This window comes from Lactobacillus sp. M0403 (genome assembly GCF_016101265.1).
In the GTDB taxonomy this organism is placed as follows: domain Bacteria; phylum Bacillota; class Bacilli; order Lactobacillales; family Lactobacillaceae; genus Lactobacillus; species Lactobacillus apis.
Genome location: NZ_JACFQV010000001.1, coordinates 129964 through 153060, shown reverse-complemented (window position 1 = coordinate 153060; position 23097 = coordinate 129964). Strand labels below are relative to the sequence as shown.

The following is a 23097-nucleotide window of genomic DNA, read 5'->3' as shown; positions in this document are numbered from 1 at the left end:
ACTAATCTTTTGATTAGTCGTTTTTTACTATTTTCATTAATACTCATTACTAGTATTCTTTATTATTTTATTAAATCTGTTTTTTGTAGTTCTATTTGATTGTTTAATACAACATGCTGATTTTCGGAAGATGAAAAATAATTAGATATTAGAGTTTATAATATATTGCTGCTCGAGTGAAAAATAAAGAATAAAGAATAATACTTTTAATTAACAAAATAGAAGGCAAGTCTCAACTTTAGAGAGTTGCCTTCTATTAGTTTGTAATCTTATGGACAATATTATCGTTATGAGTGCATTTAATACCTTTTGCAATTCAGACTGTTTGGTAGATATTCCTGACATGTTGTCGCAAGTTGCATAATGAAAGTAGATTATAAATGATTTGTGATTGATTAGATATTTAAAAGTTTTGAATAGTTAGTAAGTGTTCAACATGATTTTATAAGCAACTAAACGCTAATTTAGCCCTGACTTTGTAGATCCTTTGTATTGATCCAAGGCAGATTTTAAATCTTTGTCTGTAATTTTGACGTTTTGATCTTTCAAAACTTGACTGATTACATTTCTCATAACAGCAGAATTTGCAGCCCATTTGTCATAAAGATTATTTGTTAGTTCTGCTTTATTGTTCTCAAAGCTCCCTTTCGCTGGATGGTTAATCATTTTTATTATCTCATAGCCATTAGTAACTTTTACTGGGGCGTCGGTATATTCACCATTTTTAAGCTTATATGCAGCATTTTTGAAAGTAGAATCCAAATTTTTATTTTCTTGATTAAAGGGTGCTAATTTTCCGCCATTAGTGCTGGTAGAACTATCCACAGAATATTCTTTTGCTAAACTTGAAAAACTTTTTCCCTTATCCAACTGATTGATAATTTTTTCAGCTGTTGATTGACTCGTTACTAAAATATGCTGAACAGTAATTTTTGGTTGATACGTTTTCCATTCTGCTCTTAATTGCTTATCTGTTGGCTTGATTTGAGAACGCAATGCAATTTCACTAAGTAGGTTAATTTGAATCATTCTCTTAAATGATGACTTAGTGTATAAATTTTGTGCTAAAAACTCATCAAATTGTGAACCATAGCGTTCTTTATAATTATTGTATTCTTGAGTAACTTCTTTAGAATTCAGTTTTTCCCCATATTGGGCTTTTAGAGCGTCATAAATTAACAAATTAGCTAAAACACTTTTACTCGAAGGAGCTGACTTAAGTTCCTTATAAAACTCTTGTTGCGTAATTTTTTTGTCTTTTCCATATTGAGCAACTTCTGCATTATTTGACTTTGAACAGCCTGCTAAGCTTAGTAAAGAAATACCAGTTACGGCAGTTATTATACCTTTTAATAATTTGTCCATTTTATCTCCTCCAATGAAGATTTCTTATCTAATTATTAAAAACATTAAAGCAGATTGCAACTTTTTATTTAATAAAATTACAAAAAATAACAAGTAATAAACAGGCACTCATCACGGTTGAAGCTAAAAAAGCCATGTATTACAGTAAAATGTAAATAAAAACCAATAGCTAGCATTACTAAAATATTGTTGATTTTTTAATTTATTACTATATAATTTTTAATTAAATTGGTAACATTATTAATTTAATCAGGCAAAAACACTTTTATTAATTAGGCTTGGGGGACTAACCATGAAAAAAAATAAGTATGTGGGAGTGCTAGTTTGTGCGGCTGCACTTTCTGTATTCTCTAATGCTGAACTGCAAGTTAAAGCCAGTGTTGACAGTCAAACAAAAACTGTTGCAAAAAGCTCTAAAGTAACAGAATCAGCTACAGTGGGCGTGACAAACAAAGCAATTGAAGCACAATTAGCTGCAAAGGGAGTTAATCTTAAGCATTTAACTTCTAGCGAAAAGCAAGATGTATATGTTGATGTAATTGTTCAATTGTCTGCTGCACCTGCAGCTGCAAATGGTTCAGTAAACACAAATTCAAGTAGTGCAGAAATTGAGCGGGCTACAAAACAAGTAATTGCCCAACAGGCTTCAGTTAAAGCAAATATAAAGGCAATTACCAATCAAGCAATTGGCCAAAGCTATGGTTATGTAGTTAACGGTTTTGCTACTAAAGCAAAGGTTAAAGATATTCAAAAATTAAGAGCTATTCCAGGTGTTAAATCTGTAACTTTGGCAAAGGTTTACTATGCCAATGATTCTTCAGCTGATGATATGGCTAATGTTTCAACGGTTTGGAATAATTATAAATACAAAGGTGAAGGCACTGTAGTTTCTATCATCGATACAGGTATAGATCCTAATCATAAAGATCTACGTTTGAGTGATGAATCTAAAGCAAAATTAACTAGAGAAAAGGTTGCTGCTTTCACTAAAGAAGCAGGTTATGGTCGCTACTTTACTGAAAAGGTCCCATATGGACATAACTATTCAGATAACAATGATAATATTACTGACAATAGTTCTAGTACTCAACACGGTATGCACGTTTCAGGTATCGTAGGTGCCAATGGTACTTCAGATTCTGTTAATTCAGTTGTAGGTGTTGCTCCAGAAGCTCAGTTATTAGCAATGAAGGCATTCTCTAATTCAGCTAGTTCTGCTTCTACTGATTCTACTAGCGTTATTGGGGCAATTGATGATTCAGCTAAACTTGGTGCTGATGTTTTGAACATGTCCTTAGGTTCAGTTTCTGGTCAGCAAACTGATGATGATCCAGAAATTGCTGCTGTTGAACGTGCTACTAAGACAGGTACTGCTGCTGTAATTTCTGCTGGTAACTCCGGGACCTCAAACTCAAAAGCTGATGGCAACAACAAGGCATATTATGGCAATCCAGATATGGAAACCATAGGTAGTCCGGGTACTGCCAGAACTGCCACAACGGTTGCATCGGCAGAGAATAATAAAGTTACTACTGATGGTATAACTTTTACTTCAGCTGATGGTAAAACTGTAGTAGCAGGCCCAGAAGCTACTCAACTTTCAGAAGGTACCGATCGTTCATTCTTTAATGACAGGCAATTTTATGTTGTTAAAGATAAAAACGGACAATTAGGTATAGGCTCTGCAAATCAATATACATCTGATGTTAAGGGGAAAATTGCCATTGTTAAACGTGGGGCTCTTGCTTTTACAGATAAACAAAAATTTGCACAAGAAGCAGGGGCTGCTGGTTTAATCATTGTTAATAATCAAGCCGGTGCATTAACTAACATGCAACTTAATGCCGGGTTTCCAACTGTTGGATTATCAGGGGCTGCTGGAAGCAAGTTAGTAGAATACGTTGCAAAAAATCCTGATGAAGCATTAAAGGTAAGTATTGCTGTGCAGCCATTAGATAATTCAGCGCTCAAGACAGATTTAATGTCTGACTTTACTTCATATGGTCCTGTTTCTAATTTGGCCTTTAAACCAGATATTTCAGCACCTGGTGGAAATATTTGGTCAACGCAAAACAATAATGGCTATACTAACATGTCAGGTACTTCTATGGCGTCTCCATTTATTGCTGGTACGCAAGCACTTGTTAGTCAAGCAATGAATGATAAAACTGGTTCTTTCTATGAAATTTATCAAAAGATGAGTCCAGATGAAAGAACAGCATTTATTAAGGCTTTGGAAATGAATACTGCAAGTATTCAACCTGATATTAGTCATGATAATGTAATTGTTTCACCTCGTAGACAGGGTGCTGGATTTATCAATGCACAAGCTACTATTCAGGCATTAGCTAAAAATCCTTCGACCGTTGTTAGTAGCAATGACTATCCAGGTGTTGAACTTAAGAGCTTCACAGATAGAACGCACAAGTTCCAAGTTAAGTTTGTTAATAGAACGGATAAGACTTTAACTTATAAGTTAACTAATAATGGTAAAGAATCAGATGTTTATACTTCTGCTATTGATAGTAGTTCAGTTTTATACGACAAGAAGATTGATGGTGCTTCAGTTCAAGCTGATGGTGATGTAGCTGTTCCTGCAAATTCAACTAAGGAATTAACTATTACATTAGCACTGCCATCTGATTTTAAGGAAAACCAGTTTGTTGAAGGATTCCTGACCTTTAATGGATCAGATAGTTCACAATTGCGTTTACCATACATGGGATTCTTTGGCGACTGGGCAAGTTCAGATTTGCCAATCTTTGCTGGCTTAAATGATCCAGACGTGTTCCACCCTGAGAATAACATCTTGGGTACCATTGTAACTGTGGGTAATGACTCTATTAATGCTAACCCGGGCTTAGACATTGATGATGAAGGTAATTATGTATTTGATTCCTCGAAATTCGCAATTTCTACTGCAGATAATGCTCAATTCCAATGGTTTAAACCGACATATTACTTATACAGAAATGCGAATAATGTTAAGGCTCAAATTTTGGATAAAGATGGCAAAGTAATTAATACTTTAGCTTCATTGAGTAATGCCACTAAGTCATACTACTATGCACCAGCTCAAACATACAATTACTTTGATGAAGCTCCCGAGTGGCATGGTACATACTTTGACCAACAAGCTAACAAGACAGTTAAAGTGCCTGATGGAACATACACTTACAGAATTTCTGCTACTGTTGATGGCACAAACGCGGAGCAGCACTACGATATGCCAGTTAAGGTAGACAGTGTTAAACCTGTATTAAAGAATCTCAAGTTAGAATCAAGTACAGAAAAGGGTGCTGACGGCCAAGAAAAGACTCGTTACTACTTGTCTGTCGAAGCTAAGGACGACCTTAGTGGTTTGAGTGGTGACGCGAATGTTTCTATAAATGGTATCTTCAGTCAGTTAGCATATAATCCAACTGCTAAGGCAGATGAGGATGGTTTCCAAAAGGTTGAAATCGACTTATCTCCTGAACAGGTAAAAGCTTTACAAGCAGGTACTAATGACTTTGCTGTAGCTTTATTTGATAATGCTTCAAATGCGGGAACTGCTTCAGGTAAAGGCAATAAACCTGGTGAAACTGACTTTGGCTTAGTTCTTAGAGATGGTGGCTTACCAGATAAGATTTCTTCAAAGACTAAGAATTACGATCCTGACACTGAATCCTTTGTCTTCTCAGGTAGTTATCCAAGCAAGGTATATGGTACTTATACTGATAAGCATGGTGAGATTCATGACTTAGATATCGAAAGTGACGATGACAATACATTTGCTGCTGCGCTTCCACTTACTAAGGACGATTATAAGACAAAGGTTACCCTTTATGCCGATGCTGACCATAAGACAGTCCTTAAAGAAAAAGAAATTACAGTTAGTCTTGTACCAGCTAAGGTTGAAAATTTAACCGTTGATAAGACTGATACTTACGATGCAAGCAAGGATTCATCAGCTAAACTGGCCCAAACCTCTGAAGCTACTGTTAAGCTTTCAGGTAAGGTAAGTGATGATACTAAGTCATTAGTAATTAAGCAAGATGGCGAAGATGACATATCAGTTGATTTGAACGATGATCATACTTTCTCCATTGAATTACCAGTAAGCTTTGGTGAAAACAACTTTAATCTTGTGGCAACTGATGAAGATGGTAATTCATCCAGTGTTGAACAAAAGGTTAAGTCTAGTGACCGCGGTAAAACAACTGTAAAAAGCAGTGACGTTACATTCGATAACGGCATCAAGTGGGGCACCAGCACCGTTAGCGCTAATACCAAAAACTATGACCCTAAAACTGGTCAGTTGACTATTACTGGTAAGGTAAGAAGACCAACTACTACTTTGCAAATTGATGGTAAGGACGTGAAGATTAATTCTGATCAAACATTTGAAGTAACTCTAAATGTTGGTACTCACGGTGCTAAGATTATAAATGCTTTGATTGGTGATTCAACTGTTAGAGAAACTACTCAAGAGAGGCTAACTTTCTATGTAGATGCAGAATCACCTGTTTTAACCCTGGATGATGATGGTCCTGTTTACATTAACAAGGATAAATATACTATTTCTGGTACTGTCACTGATGACTACAATTACTATGGACTATCAATCAACGGTAATAGTATTGAATCTGCCTGGGGGGATGTAGATTACAACAGCAAGGAAGGTGTCAAGAAGGACTTTAAGTATGAAGTTGAATTGAAGAAGGGTAAGAATACTTTTAATATTAAAGTAACTGATGCCCAAGGCAATGAAACTACTCAAGCTTTAGTTGTTTACTATGAACCAGAAAAGACCTTAGATGAGCCTGATGTAAAGCAAACTGTGGCAGAAGATGCTGAGTCTGCTCTCCTTGAAGCTACTACTAAGGAGCCTGATGCAAAGGTGGTTTACAGTGTTGATGGCGGCAAGATATTCAAGGATATGCCAGCCGACGGACTCAAAGTCACTGAAAATGGTACCGTTGAATTTAAGGCTGTTGATAAGTATGGCAATGAATCTGATGTTAAATCTGTAGAGGTTAAGGATCTTAATGAGAAAACTAATCCTAGTGCAGATGACGAAAAATTATCCAAGGCTAAAGAAAAGCTTCAAGCTATTGTTGATGCTGGCGAAAAGAAAGACTTGAGTGGCTACACTGATGATTCTAAGAAGGCTTATGAAGAAGCTTTAAACAAGGCAAAAGATGTCTTGGCAGACAAAGATGCTACATTGGAAGATGTTCAGGCTGCAACTGATGCATTAGATAAAGCAGAAAAGGCATTGGCTGATAAAGAAAATGGTACTTCAGATGACGAGTTGTCTAAGGCAAAGAAGGAACTTCAAGCCAAGGTTGACGCCGGTGCTAAGAAGGACTTGAGTGGCTACACTGATGATTCCAAGAAGGCTTATGAAGAAGCTTTAGACAAGGCAAAAGAAGTCTTGGCAGACAAAGATGCTACATTGGAAGATATTCAGACTGCAACTGCTGCATTAGATAAAGCAGACAAGGGATTGACTGATAAAGAAAAAGATGCTTCAGATGACGAATTGCCTAAGGCAAAGAAGGAACTTCAAGCTAAGGTTGACGCTGGCACCAAGAAGGATTTGGGTAAATACACTGATGAATCCAAGAAGACTTATGAAAAAGCTTTAGACAAGGCAAAAGAAGTCTTGGCAAACAAAGACGCTACATTGGAAGACGTCAAGGCTGCAACTGAGGTATTGGATAAAGCAGAAAAAGATTTAACTGTTAAGAGTACTGAACCATCTATTCCATGGACCAATACCACTCCAAGTTCCATTGAATCTACTTCACAAGCAAGTGCAGATGTAACTGCTTCAGATAAGAACAAGGATAATGCTGAAAATAAGGATACCAAAGAAGAGGGTAAATTAACTAAGGTAATGTTCAAGTCTGTTCTTTACACTAAGGAGATCAAGAAGACTTCTAAGACTGCCAAGGCATATAGCTTCCTTAATCTTGTAGTTGAAAAGGATAAGTTAAAGGTTTATACATTTAATGGTCTACATTTCTACAAGGTAGTAGATAAAGACGAATATGTTCGTGTAAGAAACATTACTGGCACCAAGGCTAAATTGAAGAGAAATTCTTACGTATACAAGTCTAATGGTAAGAAGGTATCACGCCAGCTTCTCAAGAAGGGTGCCACTGTAACCATCTACGGTGATCAATATAAGGCTTTAGAGAAATTCAAGAAGACATATAGAATTGGCGAAGGCAAATACATCAAGAGCGTAAACTTCTATGAAGTTCATCTTGTAAAATAGCTTCTAGATTTTAAAAGATGATCAAATACGGCTCTTTGTTAAAACCTGTTGATAAAGATTAAATGAAAAGAAGCAAGCATCAAAAAATGCTTGCTTCTTTTTTCTTTTACCTTGTTTCTGCCAATCTGTATAGAACTACAAAGTATAATATTTGCTAATTGCTACTGATTAGTAGTAGATGCTATAATAATGTAGAAATGATACTTGGAGGTTTGTAATGGAAGTTGCTGAGGCATTAGCGAGGCTAAAATTCTTGGTGAAGCATGATCATTTTCAAATGGTTCAAAGAAGAGACAAAATGGCAATGCCAGTTTCAGTAACTTTGGCGAAAGAAATAGTTAAGCAGTTGTCAATCAGTGATTTTGTCAAACATGAACCGAATAGAAGTAATCCATTACAATTTGTCTGGGTATTTAAAACAAGCGATGGCCAAACTTACTACATTAAATTCGTATTTACTGAAGATAATCAAAAAGTAGTATTTATTAGTTTCCATCTTGATTATTAAAGGAGGGGTTTATATGGCTTACCAAAAGGATTTCACTACTATTTATACTATTAATGGACATAAGTATACAGTAACAGCACCAGCTCTTTTTGACAGTAAAACCAATGAACTGATTCCAGATAAGGCATTAGATGATCAAGCTGCTGAAATTGCCCGTCAAAAATATCGTGACGAAATGGGTCTATTGTCACCAAAAGAAATAAAACAATATCGAGCTAAAGTTGGATTAACACAACGTAATTTAGCAGAATTAACCGGATTAAGTCCAAATACGATTGCTCTTTACGAAGCAGGTGCATTTCCAACAAAGGCCAATAATAGGTTGTTAAAAGCTCTCATAAAAAGCGATAATGTACTTGAACAATATATTTCTGATGAAAAGAATAAATATTCTGATGAACTGATAGCAAAAGTTAATTCCTATTTGAACCATAGTGATAGTGTTGTGGAATCACAACCTGAGCAACCTAAGTTCACTGCTGTGCAGTTAGCCAATTGGTTTCGAGTTGAGAATTACTTTGAGCGGGATAATGATTTGAATATTGATCCATTAACGCAAATGAAAGCCAATAAGCTTCTCTATTTTGCATATGGTAGATTTTTAGCTAAAACTAGAAGTAGGCTGTTTTCTTCCCCTATTATTCATTTACAATACGGTCCAGTAATAACTGAAGTACATAAAAAGTTTAATGGTAAGCGTGTTTTAGATATTGATAAACCAGACAAAGAGGCCATGAATGACTATAACTTGGTTTCTAAAGATGGTGAAATTGCCGACTTACTAGATAAGGTTAATGATGATTACATTAATTACAATGCTGCTCGATTAAGTAAGCAGACTCATCGGTCCGGTTCACCATGGGATTTAACTCCGGATAGAGAAATAATTAAAGATCAGTTGATTTTTGATTCGTTTAATCGAGGAGTAGAAGAATAGTTTGAGAAAGAATAAATAATAAGTGTCCTAATGTGGGTCTTAATAAATTTATTGAGGTGAAGGCTCAGTCTTTTGCTTAATCCTATAACAGAGCTAACTGCCTTTAAAGCAGTTGCTTGAAATTTAGAGAAGAAGTCTTGTTTACAAGGCTTCTTTTTTTATATCTAGGCTATAACTTAGATAAATTAATCTTTTGCAAGAAATTGCTGAAAATGGTAATTATAATTGGGGCAGCAATTATTGAAGTAGTATTGAGCACACTCATGGTTGAAGATAAAATTTCTTGATCAACTTTATTATCAAGCCATTTGAGTTAAATTTGGGCTTGCAGTACAATATAGGTTAAGTGTACAAATTGTGTAAATGAATAGCATTAATCGATGATATGTGGAAATAAAAATGGCGGATCTGTTGGATTATTATCAGTTCTTATTAGTAATTTTAGAAGAATGCCACTGCATTTAGTGAGTGAATATATAGCTTGCTTAAGATAAGTTTTTATAAAAATTAAGCTAATGAACAATTCTAAAAATAAATCTTTTTTCTTTAGGAGTAGATTATGAAAATGAAGCTTAGAAAAATTTTTTCTATTTCAATAGGTATTATATTGATAATAATTGCGATAAAAGATTTTTCTCCTTGGCGTAGTACAGGGGAAATAATAACAGGACTAATAACATTGGCAGTGGCATTATTTTCCAAAAGTAAAGACCAAGAATCAACTTCTTCTGAAATAGATCACTTAGTTGACCACAAAGTTGTAATTTATTCGGAACGCATTTATTTGGCGATGTTTTTCGTCTTTCTAATTTTATATTACTTAGATGGGAAAAATGTTATACTCGGCGTTATATCTATTTATTCGTTATTGCTTTGGTATATTCAACTGGTAATGCAATTAATAATAAGTGTTTTAGAGATAGTAAAAAGCAATAAAAATAAATAATTTTTAAACCTTTTACTTGTTGTTTGAATGTTGAAAAAGTAGCTGAAACACTAGTATTGCTGATTCGTTGCTATCCAAGAAATGTAGTAGAAAAATAATTTAATTTAAACAAAAATGAGTTTTAAAAGACTTGAAGACAATAGCTTCAAGTCTTTTTTGTTTTCACACTGATATAAATTTTTCACACAAATGCTTTTTAAATTAATAAAAAGTGTGTGCGCCAAAGAGAAAAAACGCTATAACAAGAACGAATTAGATGAAAAAATCTTTTTCTGCCAGCCAGATTCACAGTTTGCTACAGTGAAAAAAGCTCAGATTTGTTAATAAAGTTAATGTAAAATGACTTTGAAAGCGGTTTTAAGTTGAGACGATATTTAAAAAAGAGGTCATTATGCTAAAAGACGAGATTTTACATTACTTGGATAAAGAAACGAAAACAGTCAATTTGGAGGAATTAGATGACAAATTTACGGCTGGTGGAATTGCTAAAGCTTTAAACGCAAAGCGTAATACCGTCAGCTTGTATTTAAATCAACTGACTAATGAAGAGAAATTGGTAAAAATTGAAACTAGACCTGTGCATTTTCTTCACCGCTCAAGCTTTGAAAAAGAGAACTACAAACTGAAAAAAAGTGTCTATCAATCTGTTACAAAATTAGAACAGGAAAATAGCAACCAAGATTTGCTAAAACGATTCGTCCAAATTAATCCTAGCTTGAAGGAGAGCATTGAGCGAGTCAGGGCCGCAGTTCTATATCCTAACGGCGGCTTGCCTTTACTGATTAATGGAGAAAGTGGTACAGGAAAAAGTTATTTGGTCAGCTTGATCAATCGTTTTTGCCGCACACATAAATTAATTAAAAAGTCTGCGCCCTTTATAACAATCAACTGTGCGCAGTACGCTGACAATCCAGAACTATTAACTAGCAATCTTTTTGGCTATAAAAAAGGTGCTTTTACTGGTGCTGATGAAGATCATGAGGGTGCATTTGTGGAAGCAGATGGTGGAATTCTCTTTTTGGATGAAGTTCACCGACTTGGTCCTAAAGGGCAAGAAAAGCTGTTTACTTATTTAGATCAGGGGATAGTTTATCCAGTTGGTGAAACGAAAAAAGGAAAAAGGGTCCATGTGAGATTGTGTTTTGCCACAACTGAGGATCTGGATACCAGTTTTTTAACTACTTTTACACGTCGTATTCCCGTAAAAATCACTTTACCTCCGCTTAGTCAACGGAGTAAGGAAGAGCGCTTGAATTTGGTTTATACGCTTTTTAACAATGAGCAAAAAAAGATTGCTAAACCACTTTCTATTAGCGATCAAGTTTTAGACATGTTGGCCAACTATCAGCCAACCGGCAATATAGGAGACTTGAAAAATGCAATTAAGTTAACAATTGCTCGCGCTAATGCTGATCAAAAAGACAACGAGACAATTACTTTGACGGCATATAACTTACCACTAGACGTTTTGAGTAAAAGCAAAGTGGAGGTCTATCATCCTTCTTCTAAGCCAATTATGATTACAAATGAAACAGAAGTAGATGATTTAATTGAACGAAATTTTCCCGAAAAGAAAATTTTTCTTAACAGCTTAAATAAGTTACTCAAAGTCTATGAGCAAAGTGATGATAATTTGGCTGAATGTGAATCTAAGTTAAAACAAATAGTGTACCAGCTATTTGATTCCTTGCTTTTTGAAAAAAATAATAGCGATCATATTCCATTGCTTTCGTATGTGATCGATGGCGTTAACCATTTGTTTGAGCAAATGAAAACAGCTTATCAGCTAAAGATTAGTAATAATGCAGTATATGCAGTTAGTTACTATTTATTTGAGCGCCAAAAGTTTCAATGGAGCAGTGAGGAAATAAAGAATCAAAAGGCTTTGATGAAGCTCAACAAAGATGTTCGCCAACGCTATCTTGACATTTATGTTTATGTGACCAAGTTAATTAATTTGATTAAGACAAATTTGGATATTGAACTTAATGAAGTAGATTATATCTTTCTAACTATTTATCTAAACAAGTTGGAGATTATTACCAAGACTGGTTTGATTAAAGCAATTGTGATTGCTCATGGTTATGCCACAGCTGGGAGTATAGCAAATGTAGTTAACCGGCTTTTGGGTGCACATACACTTGATGCATTTGATATGCCAATTAATGTTAGTACGCAAGAAATTGCCGACAAAATAATTGATTATACTGAAAATAATGATGTGACACATGGCCTAATTATTCTAGTTGATATGGGATCATTGAAAGAGATTGAAACACTTTTTCCACGCCAGATTAATGCACCGATTTTATTAATTAACAATGTTTCCACATTATTAGCCTTAACGGTGGGTGAAAGCATTCTAAAGAAACGTAATTTTCGGAAAATTAGTCAATTAGTAAAACAAACAGGAGAGATTGAAATCAAATTAACCTACCCGGAAACCAGTAAGCAAAAGGTGATTCTAACAACTTGTTATTCTGGAATTGGAACCGCAACGCATGTTGCAAGACTTTTGGAGCGTTGCTTGCCGAATAAAAAAATTAAGATTGTACCGTATGATTTTCAAGCTTTGAAAGATACTCATGAAGTGGGCATTATTAAAAAAATGTATGAGGTTGTTGGCATCATTGGAACTGAGAACCCAAGCATTAACGGAATTGATTTTATTTATCTTGAACAAATTTTATCTGACAAAGATACAGCTAAGTTAAGTGACTGGCTAAAAACAGCATTTTCGAATCAAGAAATAGAAACGATTCTCAATAACTTAGTTAAGAACTTTTCCTTAGAGCAAACCATTAATATGGTTACTATTCTTGATGCACCCAAAGTCATTGAAAACATTACTATTTTTATTCAAGAGCTTGAGCGTCGATTTTCAATTACCCTGTCTAGTCAAAAGAAGTTTACCCTTTATGTTCATGTCAGCTACTTAATTGAGCGTTTAATTAGGAAGGAAGCTAATAATATAAATCCAGAATTCGAAGAAAGATTTGCTCAAAAATATCAACGAGAATTAGATGAAATTGATGTCGCATTTAATGTGATAAAAGAAAACTATAGTGTGAAAATTCCCAAATCAGAGTTAATTTACATAGATCAAATTATTTTTAATCGGCAATGAAATTTCTGTTAAATCAGCGTTTAGTAGAGGAAAATTAATATTTGAAATGAACTTGGCACGTAAATTGCTATTAGATTTTTGAAAAGAAAACTGTTTTCCAAGTGAGATTATAAAAAATTGGAAACTGGCTAGTGTTTATTAGGAGGATTTATAGTGAATGTACAATTTTGGCAAATTGCATTAATAGTCTTATACGGCTTCTTTATTAATTATGATAAAAATGGTTCAATGCTGGGAACCTCGCAACCAGTAGTTGCAGGTTTCCTAGTTGGCTTAATTCTAGGAGATATACCTACAGGTCTTTATATTGGTGGTACGCTTCAGTTAATGACATTGGGTATTTCAAGTTTTGGTGGTGCTTCAGTTCCTGACTATCAAACAGCTGCACTTATCGGAACATACATAGCTATTACGACTGGTCAAAAAGCTGCAATTGGTATAACTTTGGCTATTCCAGTTGCAATGTTAATGGTTGAACTGGATGTTTTAAAATGGACAGTTAATATTTACTTCCAAAATAAAGCTGAAAAATATGCAGATGAAGAGCAGTACGGCAAAATTGAAGTAATGCAGATATGTGGTGTATTAACTACCATGATGGTTTCAGGATTACCTGTTTTATTGACCGTAATAGCAGGACCATCTTTAGTAAAATCAATTATTGCCTTTATTCCTCAATGGGTCACAGGTGGTTTGACAGTTGCAGGAAACTTGCTACCAGCTTTAGGTATTGGTTTATTGTTACGCTACCTCCCTGTAAAAAGTTACTTTGGCTACTTGATTATTGGGTTTGTTGCAGCAGTTTATCTAAAAATGACAATTTTAGGTATTGCTTTAGCTGGTGCAGCCGTAGCCTTAATTCTATATAAGAGAAATAGTGAAGAACAAAATAATGTTCAAAGTGCTGGAGGAATGAATGATGACGAATAAAGAAGTAAGTAATAAGACAAAAAACCGCGTTTTATTTAGATGGATTTTAAATGGCGGGGCATCATTAAACTATGAAAAAATGATGGGCTTGGCATACACATATTCGATGCTTCCTTTCCTTAAGGAGAACTACAAGGATAATCCCAAAGGTTTAAAAGAATCAGTAAAAACACACTTACAATTTTTTAACACTAATCCTTATTTAGCTCCATATGTATTGGGGATGAATATTGAAATTGAAGAAAAGGAAAAAGATAGCAGTCTAAAGACAGTAATGGGTTTGAAGACAGGCTTAATGGGTCCTTTGGCAGGACTAGGAGATAGTGTCTTTGTTGTTATCCCTTGGACTATCTTTGGTGCAATTGCAGCAAATATGGCATTGAGCGGTAGTCCTGTAGGTATATTTCTTTGGTTTATCGTTACTTGGCTTCTTCGTGCTTTAGGAATTCCTTTGTTTAAAGCCGGTATGAAATCAGGAACCAGCCTGTTAACATCAATTGAAACAAAGATGAAGTTAATAACTGAAAGTGTTTCTATTTTAGGATTAATGGTAGTCGGCGGATTAATTCCAACAGTGGTAAAAACAAACTTAGCTTTAAAATTTAAGCAAGGTTCATTATCAATGACTGGAAACCAAATTCTTGATCAAATTATGCCTGGTCTTTTACCAGCAGCCTTAGTTTTTGGTGTCTATTATTTATTAAGCAAGAAGGTTAAGCCAATATATATCATTTTAATTATTATTGCCTTATCGATTGTTCTGTACTTACTTGGAATTATGAAATAGTTTATTGAGAAAAGAGATTTAAAATTATGGAAGGTATAATTCACATCAGAATTGATGATCGACTGATCCATGGTCAGGTTGCAACACTATGGACTAATGAACTGGGCGCTACTAGAATAATGGTCATTAACGATGAAGTAGCCAATAACGAAATTCAGAAAACAATGCTTAGAATGGCCGCACCATCAAATGTATCTACATCGTTGATAACCGAAGAAAAGGCTGTCAATAATATTAATAATGGTAATTATAAAGGACAAAAAGTATTAGTTATCGTTAAAAATCCAGAGACAGTTGTCAGATTAATGGATCAAGGATTGGATATTAAAAAAATAAATGTGGGCAACATGTCTACTAGAGAAAACACTCATCATATAAAGCCCAGTGTTAGCATTACGCCTGAAGAAGAACAAGCATTTCGCGTTCTTTTGGACCGTGGAGTTGAAATTACTGCAGTAATGGTACCAACAGATAAAATGGTCTATTTAAAAGATTTAATTTGATAAAAAGGAGAGAAAAGAATTGTTTAATATTGTTATTGCTTCGCATGGGCCGTTGGCTGAAGCTATGAAAAAGTCGGTAAAGCTTTTCTTTCCTGAAGAAAATAAAATTACTACAGCTAGTATAGATGAAAAAGGCTTAGAAATTTTTCAAGCAAATTTGGACGAGATTATGGCAACCGTTAAAGATAAAAGTGTACTATTTCTAGTCGATTTATCATATGGCACGCCCTTTAACGAAATTGCCAAAAGAATGTCAATGGTTAGTGACGATTCTGAAATTTTGTCAGGAGTAAATATGCCGACATTAATTGAAGCAATAAATTTACGAAATCAAGGTTATTCTTTAAAGGAAGTTGTACCGAAACTTATAGAGGTAAGCAAATTGCAATCATACTCTGAAAGAATAAAAACAATTAATAATCCAGATAATGAATAGCATTGAAAAAGTAGTAAGAAAAATGATCTTACTACTTTTATTTATTTAGGAAGTACAAAAATGAACTTAATTGATGAGGCTAATCAAACACTAAGAATCCAAAACTATAGGTATAGATACCATCTTTCTCCTAATTCGGGCTGGTCAAATGACCCAAATGGCTTAGTTTTTTATCAAGGAAAGTACCATGTTTTTTTGCAAAATGATCCTTTTAATTCTAGTTCTAACAGGATTTTTTGGGCACATTTTATATCAACAGACTTGATAAAATGGAAACAGATTGACTTTGCATTAGCACCGGACAGCTTTTATGATATTGACGGTTGCTATTCAGGTAGTGCGATCGTTGAAGAAAATAAATTATTTTTGGTATATGCTGGACATAAGAATAAACAAAATTCATATGTCGAATCAATTTGCGTTGCCGAAAGCAGTGATGGAATCCATTTTGAAAAATGGAATAATAATCCAATAATTACTAGAGATCCTAATATAAATACTAAAAGATTTAGAGATCCTAAAATTTTTAAAAAGGACAATTATTTTTTTATTCTAGTAGGTGGAGAAAGTAACGAAGGCTGCGGACAACTTTTGCTTTATCAAAGTAAAAGTATATATGGTGAATGGCATTATGTCGGAAAAACTTTAAACAAAGCGAAAGGGCTAGGCAATATGATAGAATGTCCTGATTATTTCAGTCTTAATGGAGAAAACATTCTTTTAGGATCGCCAAAGGGGATTGAAACAAATGAAAAGCATGGGTTCGATTCCTGTTACTACTTATGTGATCCCAAGTTTGCTGGCGAAAGATTACCTCAGGGTAAAACATTGGACTATGGCTGGGACTTTTATGCTCCTCAAACTATGTATGATCCAATTAAAAAGCGAAGATTACTTTTTGGTTGGCTAGGTTTACCAATAGAGCAAGAGAAAGAAAGTGTAGCTAATTACCAAAATATTGGTGCGTTGACTATACCTAGAGAACTAGTGCTAAAAAATGATAAGATTTTAGTGTTTCCTGTTTCTGAGTACGAAAAGCTAAGAGATGGAGCTGGTTCACGTATCCAAGAAAAAATAGATTATTCAAGCTCTTCTGAGTTTGTTTTCAGTAATATCCCAAGTAACTTTGAATTCCACATTTCTTCTAAAAGAGGATCTTATGGCATTTTAGTTAAGGAACACTCTTTAATTGTAAAAATACATGACCAAATTCGAGCACATCAAGTTACAATAGATAATGTATACGGAATAGAAAGCTTATCACTTTATATTGATAATGGTCTTACAGAACTTTTTATAAACAATGGAGAATATGTTTGCACCAATAAATGCGAATTTGAATCTAATAATGTAAAGGTAGATTTTGAAAACGACGATAAAGTGGTAGGATTTAATTATAAAATTAACTCAATATTTTAGTTAAAGGAGCAAATATGTTATTAGGATCAATTGAAGCTGGTGGAACAAAGTTTGTTTGCGCCGTCGGTAACGAAAATTACCAGATTAAAGATCAAACTACTTTCCCAACCACAACTCCAGAGGAAACACTTCGCAAAACAGTCGACTACTTCAAAAAGTTTGATATTGATGCGATTGGAATTGCCTCTTTTGGACCAATCGAAGTACGTAAGACTGCATCGAATTATGGCTACATTACTGACACACCTAAGGCAGGCTGGAGTAATACTGACTTTGTTGGTTATTTGAAAAAAGAGATTGATGTACCAATGTACTTCACAACTGATGTAAATGGATCAGCGTATGGTGAGTATGTGATGTCACAATTATCTAATGAAGACATTGACTCTCTTGTTTATTACACTATTGGCACCGGTGTTGGTGGTGGAGCAATTATTAACGGCAAGTTAGTTGGTTCACTTGGTCACCCTGAAATGGGCCATGTTAAGCTTAAGCGTCATCCTGATGATCTTGATTTTGCAGGTGTTTGTCCTTTCCACAAAGATTGTCTGGAAGGTTTAGTATCTGGTCCAACTTTTGATGCTCGTTTGAATAAGCCAGGCAAGGATGTTCCACTATCAGATCCTGTTTGGGACATCATGAGTTACTACGTTGCTCAAGCTGCTTTGCAAGTTACACTGATTTTGCGCCCTGATAAAATTGTTTTTGGCGGCGGTGTTACTAGTGAAAAGTTTTTAGAAAAAGTAAGACGTGATTTTGCCAAACTGTTGAATGATTATGTTCATGTACCTGAACTTAATCAATACATTGTTATGCCTGAAATTGAAAATAATGGTTCAGCAACTGTAGGTGATTTTGCACTTGCAAAACGATTATTAAGAGAATAATCTATCCAGCATATTAAGCAAGAATTTCAGGAAAGATATAAAAAATCAATAATACTAAAAAAGCCAATGGCATCTATTTGATGTCATTGGCTTTTTGTTGTGTCTATTTAGTAAGGCACCGGTAGTCTTAGTCTAATAAGTCAAACTTAAGTGTAGCTAAGTTATGACCTTCATTAACCATGTTGCTGAGCAATTCAATTGTATTGTTGTAAACTTGGTCGGCCATCTTTTGGTTAGCTTCAGTTAACAAGTCTTCAGCTTCTTTACCTGTAAGACCTGCGGCCTTCTTATCAGTTTCGTGTTGAATAAAGTGGCATTGTGATAATGATTTTTGTTCAAAGTCACTTTCAAGCTCGCCATATACCTTAAAATTAGTGTCTCCAAGTTGTGCAGTTAGCTTGTTTAACCAGAAAATCTTGTTGAGATCAAATTTTGGACCAGTTTGGAAGCTTGCAGGAGTGTCATTAACATTGGTATAGAAAGGAACAAAGCTGTTAAAAGTGTTTGGACCGAAGCAAAGCCATTGAACACCAGCGATTTCTTCTGGAACATCATTTCTAACTTGGAGAATATGAGTTTCGAAGTTACGGTTAAGTGCAATTGGACGATAAGTCTTCTTTTGCTCAGGAGTACCAAGGTCGCCGTATGGGTCAAATGGTGTATCTTGGTAGTGTGAACTTTCTACAAAACAAATGTCTTCAATACTAATCTTACGGTTAGCGTGGCAAATGAATGGTTGGTCCTGATCAGTTGGTTTGCCACCAAATTCTGGATCAAAGTAATTGTGTACAAACCAAGCACGAGGGTTGTTGTAGTGCGCATCTTTAACAGTTGAACTACCAAAAATGTGACGCATGTTGTAGCCTTCACGATCAGGGTTTAAGTGGTATTCTTCGATTAAACCTTCCAAAGTATCGTCAGCTAAAAAGCCGTCTTCACCAAAGTGGAATTCATCAATGTTCAAACGGTTAGGAGCAACAACATAAGCGTCATCAGGGATGCGACGAGCGATCCAGTGATGACCACCGATTGTTTCAAGGTACCAAATTTCATCATGGTCAGCAAAAGCCATACCATTCATTTCATAAGTACCATACTTTTCAAGTAAGTAACCCATCCGTTTAACACCGTCAAGAGCGCTGTGGATATAAGGCAATGTCAAAGTAACAAAGTCTTCTTCACCAAGTCCACCTTCAGTTACTAGTGGGTCGATTCCTTGGATGCGGGAATTCGTAGTGATTGTTTCAGTTGCAGTCATTGCAATGTTTTCGGAGTTAATTCCGGCTGCTGCCCAAATACCACTTTCACCTGATACGTCTGGTGCACTAGTGTAGCGTAAAGGAGTATCTGCTAAGTCCTCATCATCAATTTTTTGGTGACTAATAACACTTTCATAGTGCTTAGGTTGCTTTTCTGGTGTAATGAGTTCGAAACCTTCGGGAATAATTTCACGTCCACCGTCTTCACTTCTGGCAATCATTGCTGAGCCATCAATTGAAGCATTTTTACCGACAAGAATAGTTGTACATTCTGCTTTTTTCATTTAATCTGTCCTTTCAAAATAACTTAATCTATATTGTATTAAAAAGGACAGCTATAATGCAAAGAAATACGCAAACTTAACCTGAAATTATTTATTTGATTGTTGGAGTTGAGAAAAAAGTGAAGGAAAATATTTCTTGATTAGATATTGCTTAAATATGTAAAACATGATATGCTTAAATTACGTAAGAAACAGCGCTATTCACAGGCTCAATTAGCAGAAGAAGCCAATGTTAGTCGCCAAACGATTAATAGAATTGAAAATGACAAATATGATCCCTCACTAGGTTTGGCTTTTCAACTGGCAGATATATTAGGGGTTACAGTTGACGAATTGTTTATTAATAAGTTGCCAGTGCAATCAATTGAGACGCCTACTTCAGTTTCTGCTATGGGTATTATTGAGTTTAGCAATCTAATCATTATAAGTCAGTGGGCTTTTGCCTTTGCGGATTTCTACCTTGATTAGTAAGAAAATCGTGTGAACTAATTTGAATTAAAAATCATAAAAAACTATAGAGACTAAAAGAGATATACATATGGAAACTAGAAAAATTTTACAGGAAAAATTAAAGGCAACATTAACCCAAATAACGCATGAGTCACTAAACAGCACTTTTGTTGGGTATAGTGAGCTTTATAAACAAGTGATTTTTGTCAAAGTTTTTTCTCAAGAAGGTAAATTTTTAACCGAAAAAACTGTTAATGAACAACTTAATTCACGCGTATTAGGCTTTTTTACGATTGAAAATCCGCAGCGCTTCATATTAATAATGAAGGATTGTGACCCGATAGACTTAAAACTACCGCTTACAGCCGAATTGGCTTTTGAAATGGGACAAGAGTTGTCAACCTTTCATCAAAATGTAAAACCATTTGAGGGCATTTATCTTAATGAACAGCTTTTTAAAAAGATTGAGATGGATGTTAGCAGTCTAAAAAACATTGCGATCAAGGACAGACTTGAAGAACTATTAAAAGCATTTAATCCAATTAAAGCCAAAATTGAACATGATTTATGTGCTTATTCCACGGTAGTACTTCATGGTGATGTTGGTGTGCGCAATTACAAACTTGTCAATGGAAAACTGCGTTTAATCGACTTTGAGCGAGCAAGAAAAGGTGTAAACTATCAAGACTTCATCAAACTGTTTTATCAAGATTTTAATTTAAACAGAAATCTGATTAGCTCGTTTATTGAAGGATATAGGACAAAAGGTGATAAGGTTGAGATTTTGCCTGAAACACAAGTTTTTCTAATTTTTATTACAGCAGTTGGAATTATGAAGTACGTGGAAAAAATAGAAGATCAACCGTTTGAAAAGATAGGCGAATTGATGTTAGAAACTTGCACGCAATATTTCAATATGGATTCTGGAAATGAGTCCAAACCGAAATTGAATGCAATAATTGAATAAAGCGTGAGCTATTTTGGTAATTAGAAAAGGCATCTTCGACTTAGAAGATGCCTTTTGGCGCGAACAAAATAATTTTAAGGGAAAATAATTGTTCACATGATATTTGCAGTTTGATTTTTCTATTTTTCCTTTGACTCACCTCCCTTCAATAAAAGATTTAGAAGTGTAGCGGATAAACTGGTGATAACAATTCCGTTACTTAAAAACAATTGAACTGTTGCAGGTAAGTTCTTGAAAAATTGTGGATAAATAGTGACGCCAAGTCCTAAGCCAACTGAAATTGCGATGATTAGGATATTATTATTGTCACTCAAATCTACTTTTACAAGTGTTTTAATTCCTTGAACGGCAATCATGGTAAACATTACCAGCATTGCGCCACCTAAAACAGGAGTAGGAATAATAGTAACTAGTGCACCAATTTTTGGTAACAGTCCCATAGCCATTAACAGGCCAGCTGCCCAATAAATTGGTCTTTTTGTTTTAATACCTGACAGTTGAAGTAGTCCAACGTTCTGGGAGAAGGTAGTGTACGGAAAAGCATTAAACAAACCACCAAAGATTTGTGCTAATCCTTCTGCACGATACCCCTTTTTTAAATCCTCTTCAGTTACATCATGGCCGATTAGGTCGCCTGTAGCAAAGAAGACGCCGGTAGACTCAATCATTGAAACTAATGCGATAATCATCATGGTCAAACTGGATGACCATTCGAATTTCGGAACACCAAAGTAGAATAATTGTGGTAAATGAAACCAAGAAGCTTCTAAAACTGGTGTTAAGGAAACTCGTCCCATCAAAGATGCAATTACGGTCCCGGCAACTAAGCCGATAAGAACCGAGATTGACCGCAAGAAGCCTTTAGTCCAGATTTCTAATGCCAAGATAATGAACATTGTACTGAAAGCCAATATCAGGTTTTGGCTGCTACCAAAGTCTTTGGCATTAGCATTGCCACCACCCATATTTTGAACGGCAACAGGGACCAATGTAAGACCAATAGTAGTGATTAGAGTTCCTGTAACCACTGGTGGAAAGTACTTCTTGATTTTGGCAAAAACGCCAGAAATCAAGATGACAAAGATCCCCGCAATGATAATGGCACCATACATATCGTTAATCGAAAACTTTTGACCGATCATTTGTAAAGGTGCAACCGCTTGGATGGCACAACCCAAGATTACTGGAAAACCAATACCAAAGTATTTGTTTCGCATGAGTTGTAGTAGTGTTGCAAGCCCACACATAAAGATGTCAATTGAGACAAGATAAGTCATTTGTTCTGCGTTGAACTTTAACGCTGTTCCAATTAATAATGGTACAGCAACTGCACCAGAGTACATCGCCAATAGGTGCTGTAGACCTAAAATAGCTGCTTTTTGGTGACTAACTTCTTCTTGCTTCATTATTTTTCGTCCGCAAATTGAACTTCACCATTAGCTAAACTAGCGATATTTGCTAAGGATTCTAGACGATAGCCGTGTTCTTTAATCCAGCTGCTACCACCTTGGAAAGTTTTCGCAACCACGATACCGATTCCAGCAACATTAGCATTGGCTTGATTAGCTATGTTAATCATTCCCTTGACTGCTTCGCCGTTAGCCAAAAAGTCATCGATAATCAATAAGTTGTCGTCTTCATGTAAAAATTTTTGTTCTACACAAATTTGATTTGTGGTTTTCTTGGTGTAGGAATATACGTCAGCCCAGTAAACCGCATCATTAAGTGTTGATGGTTTTTTCTTGCGGGCAAAAACCATTGGCACATGAAGCTCGTATGCTGCCATTACTCCGGGAGCAATACCAGAAGCCTCACAGGTTAATACTTTTGTAACTCCGCTTTGATCAAACAGACGAGCAAACTCCTTGCCCACAGCCATCATCAGCTCTGGATCAACCTGATGATTCAGAAAAGAATTAATTTTTAGTACATCACCAGGTAGAACCTCACTGTCTTGACGGATCCGATCTTCTAAAAGCTTCACAATTTCCTCCTTGAAAAATAAAAGGGCCTTCTCTACCAAA

At 35.2% G+C, this 23097-nt stretch carries 17 protein-coding genes; 13 read left to right on the top strand and 4 right to left on the bottom strand.

Annotation, left to right across the window (positions count from 1 at the left end):
* Nucleotides 1-459: 459 nt before the first annotated feature.
* Nucleotides 460-1365 (bottom strand): peptidylprolyl isomerase PrsA, encoded by a 906-nt coding sequence (locus H3T48_RS00630; protein ID WP_198187730.1) that lies wholly within the window; start codon nt 1363-1365, stop codon nt 460-462.
* Nucleotides 1366-1657: 292 nt separating this feature from the next.
* Between H3T48_RS00630 and H3T48_RS00625 the strand changes: the two genes are divergently transcribed.
* From H3T48_RS00625 to scrK, 11 genes are all read left to right on the top strand, one after another.
* Nucleotides 1658-7633, top strand: coding sequence for a S8 family serine peptidase (locus H3T48_RS00625; protein ID WP_198187728.1), 5976 nt, complete (start codon nt 1658-1660; stop codon nt 7631-7633).
* 217 nt (nt 7634-7850) lie between these two features.
* Complete coding sequence (locus tag H3T48_RS00620) at nt 7851-8141, top strand: type II toxin-antitoxin system MqsR family toxin (RefSeq protein WP_045927268.1); 291 nt, start codon at nt 7851-7853, stop codon at nt 8139-8141.
* Between the two features lie 13 nt (nt 8142-8154).
* The gene (locus tag H3T48_RS00615) at nt 8155-9078 is read left to right on the top strand and encodes a type II toxin-antitoxin system antitoxin SocA domain-containing protein (protein ID WP_198187726.1); all 924 of its coding nucleotides are present in this window, start codon (nt 8155-8157) and stop codon (nt 9076-9078) included.
* A gap of 559 nt (nt 9079-9637) precedes the next feature.
* Entirely contained in the window at nt 9638-10024 is a 387-nt protein-coding gene (locus H3T48_RS00610) for a hypothetical protein (RefSeq protein WP_198187724.1), read from the top strand.
* A gap of 391 nt (nt 10025-10415) precedes the next feature.
* On the top strand, nt 10416-13151 hold the full coding sequence (locus H3T48_RS00605; RefSeq protein WP_198187722.1) for a sigma 54-interacting transcriptional regulator: 2736 nt from the start codon (nt 10416-10418) through the stop codon (nt 13149-13151).
* Nucleotides 13152-13304: 153 nt separating this feature from the next.
* Nucleotides 13305-14081: a PTS sugar transporter subunit IIC gene (locus H3T48_RS00600; RefSeq protein ID WP_122035892.1), complete on the top strand. Its 777-nt coding sequence runs from the start codon at nt 13305-13307 to the stop codon at nt 14079-14081.
* Nucleotides 14068-14868, top strand: a complete 801-nt coding sequence (locus H3T48_RS00595; RefSeq protein WP_122035890.1) for a PTS system mannose/fructose/sorbose family transporter subunit IID — start codon at nt 14068-14070, stop codon at nt 14866-14868. The genes H3T48_RS00600 and H3T48_RS00595 overlap by 14 nt, the downstream gene beginning before the upstream one ends.
* A gap of 26 nt (nt 14869-14894) precedes the next feature.
* On the top strand, nt 14895-15371 hold the full coding sequence (locus tag H3T48_RS00590; protein ID WP_122035888.1) for a PTS sugar transporter subunit IIB: 477 nt from the start codon (nt 14895-14897) through the stop codon (nt 15369-15371).
* A gap of 19 nt (nt 15372-15390) precedes the next feature.
* Nucleotides 15391-15807, top strand: coding sequence for a PTS sugar transporter subunit IIA (locus H3T48_RS00585; RefSeq protein ID WP_122035887.1), 417 nt, complete (start codon nt 15391-15393; stop codon nt 15805-15807).
* Nucleotides 15808-15867: 60 nt separating this feature from the next.
* Nucleotides 15868-17226, top strand: a complete 1359-nt coding sequence (locus H3T48_RS00580) for a hypothetical protein (protein WP_198187720.1) — start codon at nt 15868-15870, stop codon at nt 17224-17226.
* A gap of 14 nt (nt 17227-17240) precedes the next feature.
* Nucleotides 17241-18113: a fructokinase ScrK gene (gene scrK, locus H3T48_RS00575; protein ID WP_198187718.1), complete on the top strand. Its 873-nt coding sequence runs from the start codon at nt 17241-17243 to the stop codon at nt 18111-18113.
* A 127-nt stretch (nt 18114-18240) separates the two neighbouring features.
* On the opposite strand, the gene H3T48_RS00570 is transcribed toward scrK, so the two are convergent.
* The gene (locus tag H3T48_RS00570) at nt 18241-19656 is read right to left on the bottom strand and encodes a C69 family dipeptidase (RefSeq protein ID WP_074425793.1); all 1416 of its coding nucleotides are present in this window, start codon (nt 19654-19656) and stop codon (nt 18241-18243) included.
* Nucleotides 19657-19803: 147 nt separating this feature from the next.
* Here H3T48_RS00570 and H3T48_RS08920 point away from each other — a divergent pair, with 147 nt between their 5' ends.
* Together H3T48_RS08920 and H3T48_RS00560 are read left to right on the top strand one after the other, a co-directional pair.
* Nucleotides 19804-20124 (top strand): helix-turn-helix transcriptional regulator, encoded by a 321-nt coding sequence (locus H3T48_RS08920; protein WP_370567498.1) that lies wholly within the window; start codon nt 19804-19806, stop codon nt 20122-20124.
* A 70-nt stretch (nt 20125-20194) separates the two neighbouring features.
* Nucleotides 20195-21073: a phosphotransferase gene (locus H3T48_RS00560; RefSeq protein ID WP_198187714.1), complete on the top strand. Its 879-nt coding sequence runs from the start codon at nt 20195-20197 to the stop codon at nt 21071-21073.
* Between the two features lie 119 nt (nt 21074-21192).
* Here H3T48_RS00560 and H3T48_RS00555 read toward each other — a convergent pair whose 3' ends face one another.
* Nucleotides 21193-22479 carry a nucleobase:cation symporter-2 family protein gene (locus H3T48_RS00555; RefSeq protein WP_198187712.1) on the bottom strand — a complete coding sequence of 429 codons (1287 nt, stop codon included), beginning with the start codon at nt 22477-22479 and terminating at the stop codon, nt 21193-21195.
* The gene (locus tag H3T48_RS00550) at nt 22479-23057 is read right to left on the bottom strand and encodes a xanthine phosphoribosyltransferase (protein WP_122035869.1); all 579 of its coding nucleotides are present in this window, start codon (nt 23055-23057) and stop codon (nt 22479-22481) included. The genes H3T48_RS00555 and H3T48_RS00550 overlap by 1 nt, the downstream gene beginning before the upstream one ends.
* Nucleotides 23058-23097 lie beyond the last annotated feature (40 nt).

Coding starts and splice junctions, on each gene's coding strand:
- H3T48_RS00605 (WP_198187722.1), top strand. CDS start 10,416: ATGCTAAAAGACGAGATTTTACATTACTTGGATAAAGAAACGAAAACA.
- H3T48_RS00620 (WP_045927268.1), top strand. CDS start 7,851: ATGGAAGTTGCTGAGGCATTAGCGAGGCTAAAATTCTTGGTGAAGCAT.
- H3T48_RS00625 (WP_198187728.1), top strand. CDS start 1,658: ATGAAAAAAAATAAGTATGTGGGAGTGCTAGTTTGTGCGGCTGCACTT.
- H3T48_RS00615 (WP_198187726.1), top strand. CDS start 8,155: ATGGCTTACCAAAAGGATTTCACTACTATTTATACTATTAATGGACAT.
- H3T48_RS00560 (WP_198187714.1), top strand. CDS start 20,195: ATGGAAACTAGAAAAATTTTACAGGAAAAATTAAAGGCAACATTAACC.
- H3T48_RS00580 (WP_198187720.1), top strand. CDS start 15,868: ATGAACTTAATTGATGAGGCTAATCAAACACTAAGAATCCAAAACTAT.
- H3T48_RS00590 (WP_122035888.1), top strand. CDS start 14,895: ATGGAAGGTATAATTCACATCAGAATTGATGATCGACTGATCCATGGT.
- H3T48_RS00555 (WP_198187712.1), bottom strand. CDS start 22,479: ATGAAGCAAGAAGAAGTTAGTCACCAAAAAGCAGCTATTTTAGGTCTA.
- scrK (WP_198187718.1), top strand. CDS start 17,241: ATGTTATTAGGATCAATTGAAGCTGGTGGAACAAAGTTTGTTTGCGCC.
- H3T48_RS00595 (WP_122035890.1), top strand. CDS start 14,068: ATGATGACGAATAAAGAAGTAAGTAATAAGACAAAAAACCGCGTTTTA.
- H3T48_RS00630 (WP_198187730.1), bottom strand. CDS start 1,365: ATGGACAAATTATTAAAAGGTATAATAACTGCCGTAACTGGTATTTCT.
- H3T48_RS00610 (WP_198187724.1), top strand. CDS start 9,638: ATGAAAATGAAGCTTAGAAAAATTTTTTCTATTTCAATAGGTATTATA.
- H3T48_RS00570 (WP_074425793.1), bottom strand. CDS start 19,656: ATGAAAAAAGCAGAATGTACAACTATTCTTGTCGGTAAAAATGCTTCA.